Raw genomic sequence first — 13,041 nt, 5'->3', positions numbered from 1 at the left:
GCTGTGGACCGTGGGCAACCTCGCGGTGGGCGAGACCGAGACCCTGGTGATGCAGGTGCGCGTGCAGGCGACAGGCAACTTCCGCAACGTGGCGACGGTGCGCGGCGACCAGCTCGATCCGATCAACAACAACAACGAAGATGCGGTCGGCCCGACGCCGCCGTCGAACCCGCGCCCTGCCGTGATTCCGGTGGACGCGCCCTGGGCGCTGCTGAGCCTGGTGCTGCTGATGTTCGGTATCGCCGGCCTGCAGCTGCGGCGACGCGGATGATCCGCTGACTGTCTTCACGCGTAAACGCACAGCCCCGCCTTGAGCGGGGCTGTGTGTCTACGCGCTCGCAAGGCGCCTCTTGCCGCTGGGCGTCGCCCGTGGCTGAACTCCACAGGCAGCCATCGGCGGCGCGCTCAGTGCAAACGAAACCCTGCGCTGGCCTCATGCGCCAGCAGCCAGCGCTTGACCTCGATGCCGCCACCAAAGCCGGTCAGCGCGCCGTTCGCGCCGATCACGCGATGACAGGGCAGGACGATCGGCAGCGGGTTGCGGCCGTTGGCTGCGCCCACGGCGCGGGTCGCGGCAGGCCTGCCCAGCGTTGCGGCCTGCTGCGCATAGCTGCGCGTCTCGCCGAAGGGAATCGCGGCAAGCGCCTGCCAGGCGGCGCGCTGGAACTCGCTGCCCTGCGGCGCCAGCGGCAGCTCGAACTGCCGGCGCTGGCCGGCGAAGTACGCGCGCAGCTGCTCGGCTGCCTGCTGCAGCAGGGCGCTGTCGCCGCGCACCCAATCTGCGCGCGACTGCGGATGGCGGTTGTGCTCGAACTCGATGGCGTGGAGCGCCGTCGCGCTGGCGGCCACGGTCAGCGTGCCGATCGGGCTTTCCAGGGTGAGGTAGTGGATGTGCACGTCAGTCTCCGTTGGCTGCGGTGTGCCAGAGGTGGATCACCGCGTAGCTGCGCCAGGGGCGCCATGCCTCGGCGCGCGCCTCCAGCGCTGCGGCTGAAACTCGGCTGCCGTCGTCCGGCAAAGCCTTCTGCAGCACGAGATCGCCGCTCGGAAACGCATCCGGATGCCCCAGCGCACGCAGGGCCAGGTAGTGCGCCGTCCACGGGCCGATGCCGGGCAAGGCGACGCAGCGCTCGATGAAGGATTCCAGCGGCTGACTTGGATCGAAGTCGAGACGCCGCTCGACGACGGCCTGCGCCAGCGCGTGCAGGGTGCGCTGGCGCGCGCCGGTGAGGCCCAGGCCATCGAGATCGGCGACGGAGAGTTCCGCGGCCGTCGGAAGGCGATGGCTGAAGCCCTGTGCCTGCAGTGGCGCCGGCACGGCCTGTCCGCAGCGCTGCAGCAGTCGCTGGGTCAGGGTGCGCGCGCCGGCGACGCTGATCTGCTGGCCGATCACCGCGCGCACGGCGATCTCGAAGCCGTCCCAGCCGCTCGGCAGACGCAGGCCGGGACGCGCGCGCAGCAGCGGGGACAGGCGTGCATCGCGGCCGAGCACCGATTCGATGGCGGCAGGTTCGGCGTCGAGGTCGAACATGCGCCGCACGCGTTGCACCACATCGCGCAGCGCGCTGGCCGCAAGGCCGTGCAGCTCAAGGCGCAGCGCATCGGCGCCGCCGGGCCAGGCCGATACGCGCAGCCAGGCGCCGGTGTCGGCGGCGATCAGGCGGGCATAGCCCAAGCCATCGACCTGCTCAAGGCCCTGCAGGGCGCGACCGCGTAGGAAGTCGAGCAGGGCCGCGAAATCGTAGGGCGGACGGTAGTTCAGGCGCAGCACGAGCGGGCCGGACGGCGCGCTGGCCGGCGCCTCGGAGCGCGCGCGACGCAGCTGGCTCGGAGCCAAACCGTAGGCCTGCAGGAAGGCGGCGTTGAAGCGGCGCAGGCTGGCAAAGCCCGCGGCCAGCGCGACCTCGGTGACCGGCAGCGCGGTCTCGCTCAGCAGCTGCTTGGCGAACAGCAGCCGGCGCGTGGCTTCGACCTGCAGGGGCGACACGCCCAACTCGCTGGCGAAGAGTCGCCGCAGCTGGCGCTCGCCGACGTGCAGCCGAGCTGCCAGCGCGGGCACCCCATTCCCTTCGAGTGCGCCGTGTTCAATGAGCCGCAGCGCGCGACCCAGCACCGCCTCGCCGCGACGCCAGGGGCCCGCGGCAGGCGAAAGCTCGGGCCGACAGCGCAGGCAGGGTCGATAGCCAGCGGCCTCGGCCGCGGCGGCGCTGACGTAGTAGTGCACGTTGCTCGGCTTGGGCGCAGGCGCCGGACACACCGGCCGGCAGTAGATGCCGGTCGAGCGCACCGCGGTGAAGAACAGCCCGTCAAAGCGCGCATCGCGCGACAGGCGGGCCTGTTCGCAAACGGCATCGGGCGGTGGCTGGAGGGGCGGCATGCGCACAGACTAGCCCTGCGCGCATGCCCGCACTCGCCGGATTCGGACATGGATGCGCTGCGCCGGGTCAGCCGGCTCCGCCGCGCAGCTTGGCCAACAGGCTGTTGCGCGCGCCGGCAGAGAGCGGCTCCGCGGGCGTCGAGCCGGATTCACGGGCGGCGCTGACCTCGGCGAGGCCATGGCGCTCGATGTCACCGGCGATGTCTTCCAGCATCGCCAACGCGCTCGCCGCGCCCATCCGTGTGGGGCTGAACAGTTCGCGCTCGGAGTAGCGCAGCACCCGCTGCCGCGACAACAGCCCGGGCGCCAGCGCCTGCATGCTCCAGTCGGGGAACAGGCGGCGGGACACTTCGCGGTAGTCGAGCATCAGCACCTCGGCGTGGCGTGGGTCGCCGAGGATGCGCGCGTAGGTCTGGTTGACCGCCTCGCGCGAGCCTTCGAGACACTGCAGGAATTCGCGGGCCGAAAACAGCAGCACACCGCTGACGCCGACCTTGCCGTTGTTGCGGCGTGAGGCCTCGAGAATCTGTTCGATATCCGCCGTCTGCAGGCTGTCGACGGCGCGGCTGGCGTAGATGAGACGACTGAGGAACATGGTGGCTTTCATGAGCGGAACAGCGCGCAGCCTGCCGTTGCCGCAGTCAAGCCCGGATCAGCGAAAGGCGATCCCGGCGTGAACGGCGAGCACCGGGAGTGCCTGCGCGCGGCCGCAACGCGCTTCCTGCAGCGGAGCTGCAATCCACTGGGTGGCTCCGAGCCCCGCGCCCAGCAGGCCGTCCGGATTCCACGACATCGACGCGTCCCCCGACCAAGCAGGCGCCCGTTGCCTGCACTGACAGCGCTCCGGATCCGGGTGGGGGCCCTCGTCTGCGCCAGCGTGACACACCCATGCCTGCCTATCGCCGAAGGTGCGGTCGCAGAGCTTTCTGAATGGCCTCGCCTGAAATCGCGCCGTCAGCCCACGCCTCGAACTCAGCCTCGATCACGGCGTGGCTTTCTCTTGCTGGGTCGGATTCCCTCGCGTCGTGGACGAGTCCACTCCATCGCGGCCGACTTCCGGGGGCGGCTGCGCCTTCCTATCGTGCACTCCCTGCGTCCACCGCAACTCCACCACGACTTCGCGGGGCGCTACGCCCCCAATGAACCCAGAGGAATCACCATGCGCATTGGCATCATCGGCTCCGGCGGCCTCGGCTCCAACATCGCGCGGGTCCTCGCCAGCCGGCAGGTCCCCGCCACCATCGCCAACCGCCGCGGCCCCGCGTCGCTCGCACCGCTCGTCGCTGAGCTCGGTCCTTCGATCACCGCTGGCACTGTCGCTGAGGCCGCCAGCGCCGACATCGTGCTCGTGGCCGTGCGCTGGGTCGACCTCGGGACCGCGCTCGCCGGCCTGCCGGCTTGGAATGGCCGGATCGTCATCGACGGTACCAACCCCGTGGCCTTCCTTGAGCCGGGCTCGCCCGAGGCCAGCGATCCCACGAATCCGCTCGCGGCCTGGGGGATCAAGGAGATCGACCTCGGCGGCCGCGCCTCGACCGAGGTGTTCAGCGGCTTCGTGCCGGGCGCGCGGGTGGTGAAGGCCTTCAACCACCTTGACGTGCAGGTGCTGGCGCAGCCCACCGTACCGGGCGGAAGGCGCGTGCAGTTCTATTCCGGCGACGACGCCAATGCAAAGGCCGAGGTCCGCGCGCTGATCGATGAGATGGGCCATTTCCCGGTCGACCTGGGCTCGATCGAAGTGGGCGGCCGCCTCGCGTCGCTGCCCTTCGGCGCCTTGGCTGCGACCCACTTCATCGCGCTCTGAGCGTCCGCGCCCGCCATCGAGGATCTATCGCATGGGCACCCACGCCAGCCCGCAGGACCTGCTCCGTCACAGCCTGCAGGTCTTCCTCTCAAAGGACATGGACGCTTGGGCGGCGCTTTGCGCCGAGGATGTCGTCGCCGAGTTCCCGTTCGCGCCCGAGGGCTTGCCCCGCCGGATCGAGGGCCGCGCCGCGCTGCACGCTTACCTGCAGAACTATCCGTCTGTGATCGACGTGCAGGCCATACCAAGCCTGCATGTTCAGGCCGCCGCTGATCCCGGCGTCGCGATCGCGGAGTGGCGCGCTACCGGCCGCGTCATTGCGACCGGCCGACCCTACGACATGCGCTACGCCACCTTCGCCACCTTCCGCGATGGGCTCATCGCTGGGTATCGCGAGTACTGGAACCCGCAGGCCTTCCTCGCCGCGCTCGATGGTGGCGGCTTCTAGCAGGCTGTTGAAAAGCAGCCTGCTGGTCCGGCCAGGGATGGCCGGGGCGACGAAGCAAGCGCGTCAGCGATTGCTTTGTCGTGAGGCGGAAAGGACCTGCGCCGCACCGCCGACATGAACCACTCTCGGGAGGGGGGCGACACGCTGCCAGGGCTCTTCAGGCTTCCAGTTCCCGCAAGCGCTCGACCGCCAGATCGATGAAGGCGGTCACCGCGGCCGGCAGGTGCCGCCGGCTCGGGTAGAGCACGTGCAGCCCGCGGCCGCGGCGTGTCCAGCCCGGCAGCACGGGCACCACCAGCCCGGCGTCGAGATCGCGGCGGATCACCGGGCGCGGCAGCAGCGCGATGCCGATCCCGGCCAAGGTCGCCTTGCGAAGGACCTGGGCGGTGTTGGCGCTGAAGCAAGGGGTCACCTTGATTTCGTCCTCGCTGCCGTCCGGGCCTCGCATCCTCCAGCTGACGCTGCGTCCCGGGCGGGAGAACGCCACGAATGCGTGCGCAGCCAGTTCGGCCAGTGTCGTCGGCACGCCGCGGGCGGCGAGATAGGTGGGGCTGGCGACCAAGCCCTCCTCGCCCTCAGGCAGAACGGCGCGGCCCACATGCCCGGAGTCCTCCATCGCGCCGCCGCGGAACGCCACGTCGATGCGCTCGGCGATCAGGTCGGTGTTCGCGTCGCTGAGCACGAAGTCCAGCGACACCCGCGGGTGGGACTGCAGGAACCCGGCCACCCACGGCATCGCGAAGAAGTCGAAGAAGTCCGCCGGGGCGGCCACCCGCACCACGCCGCGCGGCTCCTCGTGGCCGAGCATCAGGTCCTGCGAGGCCTCGAACAGGCCCTCGACCGGCTCGGCGCAGCGCGCATGCAGCGCCAGCCCCGCGCCGGTCGGTGTGAGCTTGCGGGTGGAGCGCTGCAGCAGCCGGACGCCGAGCTGCGACTCCAGGTCCTGGATGCGCCGACTGACGGTGTTCGACGGCAGTCCCAGCTGACGTCCGGCCTCGGCGAAGCTGCCGTGGCGCATGACCTGGACGAAGAGTGCGATGTCGTTGAGGTTCAAGTGGTCCATGCGGGTCACTGGTGCGAAAGCGGTGGCCGTTCGCCCGCTGCACACGCTGGCCTTGGCGCGCTAGCCGAGGCGTGGCGCCGAATCGAAGGTCACGCTCAACTCGTGCAGTGCTGGGCAAGGTTCAATCGGATCGAGGCCAAAGGCATCCAGGCAGCGTGCGGACACGAATGCCACGGGACATCGATGCGCTGTCGCAGCACTCAACCGGCTTCCTGCAGGCGCTTGGCCGAGACCACGATGCCGTCCTCATCGGCATACAGATAGTCGCCGGGGCGGATGTCGACGCCACCGATGCGGATCGGCACCTCGCGCAGGCCCTGGCCCGTTTTGTCGGTTTTGCGCGGGCAGGTGCCCAGCGCCTTGATGCCGATTTCGAGCTCAGCCAGCGCGGCGGAGTCGCGCACGCAGCCGAAGATCACGATGCCCTCCCAGTCGTTCTTGACCGCAAGCGCGGCGAGTTCGTCGCCGAGCATCGCGCGCTTCAGCGAGCCGCCGCCGTCGACCACCAGCACGCGGCCCTGGCCGGGTTCGGAGAGCGCCGCGCGCACCAGGCTGTTGTCCTCGTAGGCGCGGATGGTGTGCACCGGGCCGCCGAAGGCGATCAGGCCGCCGAAGTCGGAGAGCGGCTCCTCGACCACCCGCAGGGCGTCGCCGTAGGTGTCGCAGAGGTCGGTGGTCTTGGCTTCCATGAGTGTCTCCGGTGCTTGAGCAGGCCCGGCATTGTAGGCGCTGGCTGCGGCTGGCCGGGCCCTGCACAGACCCGCGGATGAATGCCCGCCAACGCCAGGCCCAGCGATGTCGCGTGGCGTCGCCGGACTTCGTACTCCTCCAGCACAAGGCCCGCACCCCGCGGGGCCAGCGCGAAAGGCCGGTGCTAGGATGACCCTCACCATTCCGTCGCCCCAGGAGGCGACCATGAAGACCCACCTCGGCCACTACGAGATCGTCGCGGAGCTGGGACGCGGCGGCATGGGCGTCGTCTACAAGGGCTTCGAGCCGGCGCTGAACCGTTTCGTCGCGATCAAGGAGCTCTCGCCCTCGCTGGCCCACGACCCGCAGCTGGTCGAGCGCTTCCTGCGTGAGGCGCGCTCGATGGCGGCGCTGAACGACCCGCACATCATCCAGATCTATTTCATCGGCCAGGAGAACGGCCAGCCCTTCTTCGTGATGGAGTTCGTCGAGGGCGAATCGCTGTCGGGCCTGCTGAAGCGCGAGGGTCGCCTGCAGCCGGAGGTGGCGCTGAAGATCCTGCACCAGACGGCGCAGGGCCTGGCCACGGCCCACGACGCCGGAGTGATCCACCGCGACATCAAGCCCGGCAACCTGATGCTGTCCACCCGCGGCCAGGTCAAGATCGCCGACTTCGGCATCGCGCTCGCGACCCAGGATCTGTCCAAGAAGCTCACCACGACCGGTGAGTTCGTCGGCACCCCCGGTTACCTCTCGCCCGAGGTGTGCCTCGGCAAGCCCGTCGACCAGCGTTCGGACGTGTTCTCGCTGGGCATCGTGCTGTTCGAGATGCTGAGCGGCAAGACGCCGTTCTCGGACGAGAGCCCGCTGGGCCTGATGCTGGAGGTGGTCAAGGCCGAGATTCCGGACGTTCGCCAGCTGAACGAGGCGGTCGACACCCAGGCCGCGGCGATCCTCGCGAAAATGCTGGCCAAGGATCCGCATGACCGCTTCCAGAACTGCCACGACCTTGCGGCTGCGCTGCAGGCGCATCCGCTGGTGGCGCAGACCGGCGCGCTGAAGCTGCCGGCCGTGAAGGCGGCGATGTCCGACGCCACCGTGATCGGTGCGCCCACTCCGGCCTCGCAGCCCAAGCGCGCGCCCACGCCGCCGCCGGTGGTGAGTGCGGCTGGGGTCGGTGTGACCACGCCCGCGCCTGGCTCCAACCCGCCGCCGGTACCACCGGCAGCAGCGCCACCGGTGCCAGACACCGCGACGCGTGCGCGGTCTCCGGCGCGGCCCTCCGTGCTGGAAGCGCAGAAGCGCGGCGGCGGCGGCAAGCTGGCGATTGGCATCGCGGCGGGACTGGCCCTGCTGGTGGCGGGCAGCGTATTCGCCTTCCGTGCGCCGCTGATGAATCTGGTCAGCGGCTTCTACGACGGATTCGTTGGCAGCAGCTACTCGGACGGCGTCGCCGCTGGGCGCGCCAGCAATCCTGTCGGTACCAGCACGGCGGCGACGGCCCCGGCCAACGAGGTCGCGCCCAGCCAGACCGGCGCCAATTCGCTCGATGCAGCGGCGGGCAGTGCCGCCCTGATCGCTGCCGATGCCGCGGCGCGCGGCAATACCATCGGCAGCGCGGTCGCGGTGCAGACGCCGCCGGTCGAGCCCACGCTGCCGGACGCGCAGCCCGAGCCTGCCGCGCCCTCGACCGCGCTGGAAGCCGCAGAGCCCACCGCCGCTGCGGCCGCGGCCGTGGTCGGCGCCAAACTGGCAGGCTCCGCGGATGCGCCTTCTGCGACCACCGGGCCGAACACCCGTGAGGCCGTGCCCTCGCGAAACCCTGCCGCGAACGCCAATGCCGTCGCGCAGGCGCCCGTCCAGACCGCCAGCGCGGAGCCGCCGCGCAGCCAGATGCCACCGCCGCCGCCGCGCATCGCTGTGGTCGCACTGGGCGACTCGGCGATCACCGGGCCGGCCCGCCAGCGCATCGAGGAGCAGCTGATTCGTCAGGGCTTCGACGTGGTGGACAGCGATCTTCTGGATGTCGACGGCGGCGCACCGCTGCCGCAGATGTTCCGCCAGATCCGTCGTCAGGCCGCGGCCGTGGTGGTGGTGCGCGCCGAGCCGATCGGCTCGCAGGAGCTGCAGTACTACGGCCAGAGTTCGACGCTGTACTCGGTGCAGCTCGGCGTGCGCGCGTTCGTGGTGGGCGACCAGCGTCCGCTGGGCGCGGGCTGGCGCGAGCGCGTCGACTTCACCACCTTGAACGCCGAGATCAAGGCGCTGGAGTCGATCGAGCCGCGGCTGGACAGCCTGGTGGATGCGCTGTCGGACTACCGGCCGCGTCGGCGGAGTTGAGGGTCGGAGCCGGGATTGGGGATTCGGGATTCGCGAAGCCGGAAGGTCTCCGACCGAGGTCTGCATCTGCCAAGCGCGCTGACCCGACCTCGTGCGAACCCCGCGCCCTTGGCGCGGGGTTCTGTCTTCGGCCCGCGATTCCCGCAAGGCGGTCGCATGGGCCGCGACGCAAAATGTCGAAACCCGGCGCGCTGCCGCGACCATCCCTGCCTGCAGCCCGCAGGTCCTCCAAGGAATGCCGACATGAACTACATGCTGCTGATCTATGCCGACGAAGCCGAAAGCGCGAACTGGACCGAGGCCGACTGGCAGGCCTGCTACGCCGCGCACCAGGCGTATGGCGAGGCGATGGAAGCCGCCGGCGTGATCCGCGGCGGCGCCGAGCTGAAGCCGGTGGCCACTGCCCGCACCGTGCGCTTCGCAGGCGGCAAGGCCGGTGAGCCGATCGACGGGCCCTTCGCTGAGACACGCGAAACCCTGGGCGGCTACTACCTGATTGAAGTCGAATCCTTGGACGACGCCCTCGCTTGGGCGGCGAAGATGCCCTGCATGCAGGGCGGCGGTGTGGAAGTGCGTGAGCTGGGGATGAGCTGAAGCCCTGCTCGACGCGCGCCGATCGCGCGGCGATGCTGAAGCCTTCAGCCTTGCCGCGCGCCCCGGAGGCCGCGCTCGCCGCTGGAGCGGGCGCTGCCTCATCCAGCGCAAGCGTGTCCGCAGAGGCGCCGGACGCGCGACCGCGGCTCACGTCCAGGATTCACTTGCGCTGTGTCGCTCTCACCGCCCGGTGACGCGCCGCTGCGATCCGCCGTGCCCTCGTGCGGCCTCCTCGGCGCAGGCGATCCATGCGCTTTGGCAGATCGGCGCAGGGCATCGCTGTGGCAGGCTTGCGGCTTCCCACGCCTGCCGAGGTTCCCGCATGTCGACCGTCCGCGCCCCTGCGACTTCCCGCCTGCTGCTCTGCGCTGCGCTCTCAGGCGCCCTTGCGGTCGCCAGTAGCGCCAGCGCGCGCGATGCCGCTCCGGCCCAGGGCCGCGTCATTGCCGGCGCCGCCGACTACGGCGTGCTGCCGCCGCGCGCCCGCATCGAGCCCGAGAACCGCATTTTGACCGAGCGCCTGGAGCAGCTGCTGCCGCGGCTCATGGCCGAGGCCGAGCTTGACCTCTGGCTGGTGATCAACCGCGAATACGCCGAAGACCCGGTCTACTTCTCGCTGGTGCCGCAGCCGAGCTTCGCCGCGCGCCGCACCACCATGCTGGTGTTCCACCGCAAAGCGGACGGCAGCGTCGACAAGCTCAGCGTCAACCGCTACCCCCTGGGCGCGCCCTACGAGTCGGCCTGGGCCGGTGGCGATCTCGCCGAGCAGTGGAAGGCGCTGGGTGCGTTGATCGCCGAGCGCGATCCCCAGCGCATCGGCATCAACGTTTCGCGCGAATGGCCGGTCGCGGATGGGCTGACGCAAGGCCTGCATGCGCAGCTGCTGGAGGTGCTCAGCCCTGAGCTGCAGCAGCGTCTGGTGCCGGCCGAGAACCTGGTGGTCCGCTGGCTGGAAACCCGCAGCGCGTCGGAGCTGGCGGTGTACCCGCACATCATGGGCATCGCCCGCGGGGTGATCAGCGAGGCCTTCAGCAGCCGGGTGATCACCCCGGGTGCCACCACCACGGACGACGTCGCCTGGTACATCCGCGAGCGCTTCGAATCGCTGGGCCTGCCGATCTGGTTCATGCCCTACGTCAACCTGCAGCGCCCGGGCGTGGCCTGCGAGCAGGACAACCCCTTCTGCGGCATCGACGGGGTGATCCAGCCGGGCGATGTGCTGCACACCGACGTGGGCATCTGCTACCTGAAGCTCTGCACCGACACCCAGGAAATGGCCTATGTCGCCCGCGCCGGCGAATCCGCTGTGCCTGCAGGACTGCAGCAAGCGCTGCGCGTCGGCAACCAGTGGCAGGACATCCTGACCAGCGAGTACCGCACCGGCCGCCCGGGCAACGAGGTGCTGGCGCGCACGCGCGCGGCCGCCGACAAGGCAGGCATCGTCAGCAGCACCTACACGCACCCACTGGGCATGTTCGGCCACGCGCCGGGTCCCACCATCGGCATGTGGGACAACCAGGGCGCCACGCCTGTACAGGGCGACTGGCCGCTGCATCCGTCGACGGTCTACGCCATCGAAGGCAACATCAAGGCGCAGCTGCCGGAGTGGGACGGCCAGTGGGTGCAGATCAAGCTGGAGCAGGGCGCTGTGTTCGACGGCGAGCGGGTGATCTACCTCGCCGGTCGGCAGACCGAGTGGCACGTGGTGCGTTGAAGCGGGGATTCGGGAAATCGGGAATCCGGATTCGCAAGCGCCTTGCGAGTCCTGACACCGGAGCGCGCGGCTGCCACGGTGAAGCCCTCATCCGGCCGTGGACCGGGATTGGCGTCGGAGTCCACGTGATAGGGTGGGCCCTTGGCCCACCACGGCCTCGATGTCCCGCTGTTGTTCGCGAGGCGGCCGCGCAGCTTGCGAGTTTCGCGTTTGCGCGCGCCAAAGAAGCGACCCGCGGGGCGAGCCTGCGCCGGGGCAGGTATGGGGCTGAAGCTGGGCCAGGGCCCACCCTATGCGATGGGCTTGACTGCACGCCCAGCCGTGAGGCTCTCCCGAATCCCGAATCCCGAATCCCGGTGCACTCAGCCCTGTGCTTCGCGCAGCTTGGCCGACAGCGCGTCGAGTCGCGCCTTCATCGCTGCGTCGATCTCGTCCGGGCGGATGCGCTCGATGATGCTCTTCAATACCCGCATCTCGTTGGCATCGATCTGGCCGTCGCGCTCGGCGATGCTGATCAGGTGATCCAGCTCACTGGCGTCGAGGCGGCCGTCGTTGCCGAAGCAGGACACCGAGCGGAAGCTCAGTTCAAGGTAATCGCGCGACTCTTTCATGGGCAGTTCAATCGAAGGCAGGGATGGAGCGCACAGCATGGATTGGCGGCGCGCCTCGCTCAAGTCTTGGCCCTGTCTGCTGGGCAGGGCTTGCCGGCCCAGGCAGGGCGCCGGATCGCCGCAGTCGGGTCATGCCCGGCTGTGCAGCAAGACCAGGCCCCTCGGCTCAAGCGTGTCGGGAGCGCCGGGGGCGAGCGCGGTGGATTCTGCTGCGCTGGCGCTGGCGCTGGCGCAGACGCTGGCGAGACGTACTGCTTGCTCAGCCAGCGGCGACACCCCACCGGCGAAGACGCGCGCGTGCGCGCAGCCAGCGCCACCACCAGCCGCGCCCGAGGTAGCCGCGCAGCACGGCCGCGCCGGCATCCGGCAACAGCTGCGCGACGGCCGTGCGGATCTCCGCATCCAGCTCGGGTGCGCCTGAGCGCAGAGGCGCCGCCAGACGCAGGCCGGTGAGCACCGTTCGCAGGCAGAAGTGATCCAGCGCGAAGCGCGCCGCGGGATCGGACAGCTGCGGCAGCGCGTGCACTTCGGCCCTCAGGGTGCCGGCGTTGTGCAGAAGATCGCGCAGCTTGGCCGGGCTGGAGCTGGCCAGAATGCTGCCCTCACGCTGTCGATAGCCCACCCAGGTCTCGGGCACATAGCGAAAGCTGCGGCTGCCTGCGATCAGCGCCGCAATGACCGCCATGTCTTCGTAGTAGCGGCCCTCAGGAAACGGTGCGGCCTGCCAGACTTCGCGGCGCGCGATCTTGCTCCAGCTGTGCAGCTGACCGACCTGCAGCAGACCGGCCACAAGCTCGGGTCCCGCCGGGCGCGTTTGCCGGGGAGCTCCCGCGAAGGTGCGGCGATGCAGCTCTCCGCGCAGCCGGTGCTTGAGGCGCATGCGCTCGCGCACAACGCGAAAGTCGCAGAGCACGAGATCCGGAGCGCCCTGGGCGATCGCCTCGCGCAGGCTCTGGATCGACCCGGGCAGCAGCACATCGTCGGAGTCGAGGAACCACACGTACTCCCCGAGCGCCTCGGCCAGCAGCGAATTGCGCGCCGCAGAAAGGCCGCGATTGCGCGGATGGACGAGCACGCGCGCTTCCGGCCAGTCTTCGGTGAGTTGCCTGGCCAGCGCTCCCGAACCGTCGGGAGACGCATCATCGAGCAGCAGCACTTCGATGTTCGGGACGGCCTGGGCGCGTATCGACGCGAGACACGCAGGCAACCAGGGTTCGACCTTGTACACGGGAATGAGCAGGCTGAGCCACGGAAGGTTCATGGAAAGGCGTTGGGCGGAGTCAGCGCGGGATTCTAGGGCAACCGGCATCCGGTCCACCCTGCACGCGCTTCGTCGTCGCAGGTCGAACGCCCGTCCAGGCGAGCCTCCGATAGATCCATCGGCGGGCGCGTGGTTGACA

Annotated in this window: 13 protein-coding genes; 6 read left to right on the top strand and 7 right to left on the bottom strand. The window is 69.9% G+C overall.

The features are described 5' to 3' along the window. The coding region (locus H4O13_12415) for a hypothetical protein (protein ID MBE5316191.1) at positions 1–271 on the top strand (271 nt) is incomplete at its 5' end. Positions 272–405: 134 nt separating this feature from the next. Here the strand turns inward: H4O13_12415 and H4O13_12410 are convergent. The 3 genes from H4O13_12410 to H4O13_12400 form a co-directional block, all read right to left on the bottom strand. Next, positions 406–897, bottom strand: a complete 492-nt coding sequence (locus H4O13_12410; protein ID MBE5316190.1) for a methylated-DNA--[protein]-cysteine S-methyltransferase — start codon at positions 895–897, stop codon at positions 406–408. 1 nt (position 898) lies between these two features. Next, positions 899–2,377 carry a DNA-3-methyladenine glycosylase 2 family protein gene (locus H4O13_12405; GenBank protein MBE5316189.1) on the bottom strand — a complete coding sequence of 493 codons (1,479 nt, stop codon included), beginning with the start codon at positions 2,375–2,377 and terminating at the stop codon, positions 899–901. Positions 2,378–2,444: 67 nt separating this feature from the next. After that, on the bottom strand, positions 2,445–2,972 hold the full coding sequence (locus H4O13_12400; GenBank protein MBE5316188.1) for a BLUF domain-containing protein: 528 nt from the start codon (positions 2,970–2,972) through the stop codon (positions 2,445–2,447). Between the two features lie 564 nt (positions 2,973–3,536). Here H4O13_12400 and H4O13_12395 point away from each other — a divergent pair. Both H4O13_12395 and H4O13_12390 read left to right on the top strand, forming a co-directional pair. Continuing rightward, on the top strand, positions 3,537–4,181 hold the full coding sequence (locus H4O13_12395; GenBank protein MBE5316187.1) for an NAD(P)-binding domain-containing protein: 645 nt from the start codon (positions 3,537–3,539) through the stop codon (positions 4,179–4,181). 31 nt (positions 4,182–4,212) lie between these two features. After that, entirely contained in the window at positions 4,213–4,629 is a 417-nt protein-coding gene (locus tag H4O13_12390) for a nuclear transport factor 2 family protein (protein ID MBE5316186.1), read from the top strand. A gap of 157 nt (positions 4,630–4,786) precedes the next feature. Here the strand turns inward: H4O13_12390 and H4O13_12385 are convergent, their stop codons facing one another. Together H4O13_12385 and rraA are read right to left on the bottom strand one after the other, a co-directional pair. Then, a complete protein-coding gene (locus H4O13_12385) occupies positions 4,787–5,692 on the bottom strand; it encodes a LysR family transcriptional regulator (GenBank protein MBE5316185.1) in 906 nt (301 codons plus the stop codon). A gap of 200 nt (positions 5,693–5,892) precedes the next feature. Continuing rightward, positions 5,893–6,381, bottom strand: coding sequence for a ribonuclease E activity regulator RraA (rraA, locus tag H4O13_12380; GenBank protein ID MBE5316184.1), 489 nt, complete (start codon positions 6,379–6,381; stop codon positions 5,893–5,895). 226 nt (positions 6,382–6,607) lie between these two features. Between rraA and H4O13_12375 the strand changes: the two genes are divergently transcribed. The 3 genes from H4O13_12375 to H4O13_12365 all read left to right on the top strand — a co-directional run bounded on the left by H4O13_12375 (position 6,608) and on the right by H4O13_12365 (position 11,030). Beyond that, positions 6,608–8,722 carry a serine/threonine protein kinase gene (locus H4O13_12375; GenBank protein ID MBE5316183.1) on the top strand — a complete coding sequence of 705 codons (2,115 nt, stop codon included), beginning with the start codon at positions 6,608–6,610 and terminating at the stop codon, positions 8,720–8,722. 243 nt (positions 8,723–8,965) lie between these two features. Then, entirely contained in the window at positions 8,966–9,316 is a 351-nt protein-coding gene (locus H4O13_12370; protein ID MBE5316182.1) for a YciI family protein, read from the top strand. 322 nt (positions 9,317–9,638) lie between these two features. Further along, entirely contained in the window at positions 9,639–11,030 is a 1,392-nt protein-coding gene (locus H4O13_12365) for a M24 family metallopeptidase (protein ID MBE5316181.1), read from the top strand. Positions 11,031–11,392: 362 nt separating this feature from the next. Here H4O13_12365 and H4O13_12360 read toward each other — a convergent pair whose 3' ends face one another. Then, positions 11,393–11,641: a hypothetical protein gene (locus H4O13_12360; GenBank protein ID MBE5316180.1), complete on the bottom strand. Its 249-nt coding sequence runs from the start codon at positions 11,639–11,641 to the stop codon at positions 11,393–11,395. 259 nt (positions 11,642–11,900) lie between these two features. Next, positions 11,901–12,902, bottom strand: a complete 1,002-nt coding sequence (locus H4O13_12355; protein ID MBE5316179.1) for a glycosyltransferase — start codon at positions 12,900–12,902, stop codon at positions 11,901–11,903. Between the last annotated feature and the right edge of the window lie 139 nt (positions 12,903–13,041).

The organism is Lysobacterales bacterium, from assembly GCA_014946745.1.
Lineage (GTDB): Bacteria > Pseudomonadota > Gammaproteobacteria > Xanthomonadales > Xanthomonadaceae > Aquimonas.
This window is presented reverse-complemented; position numbering and strand designations above follow the sequence as displayed.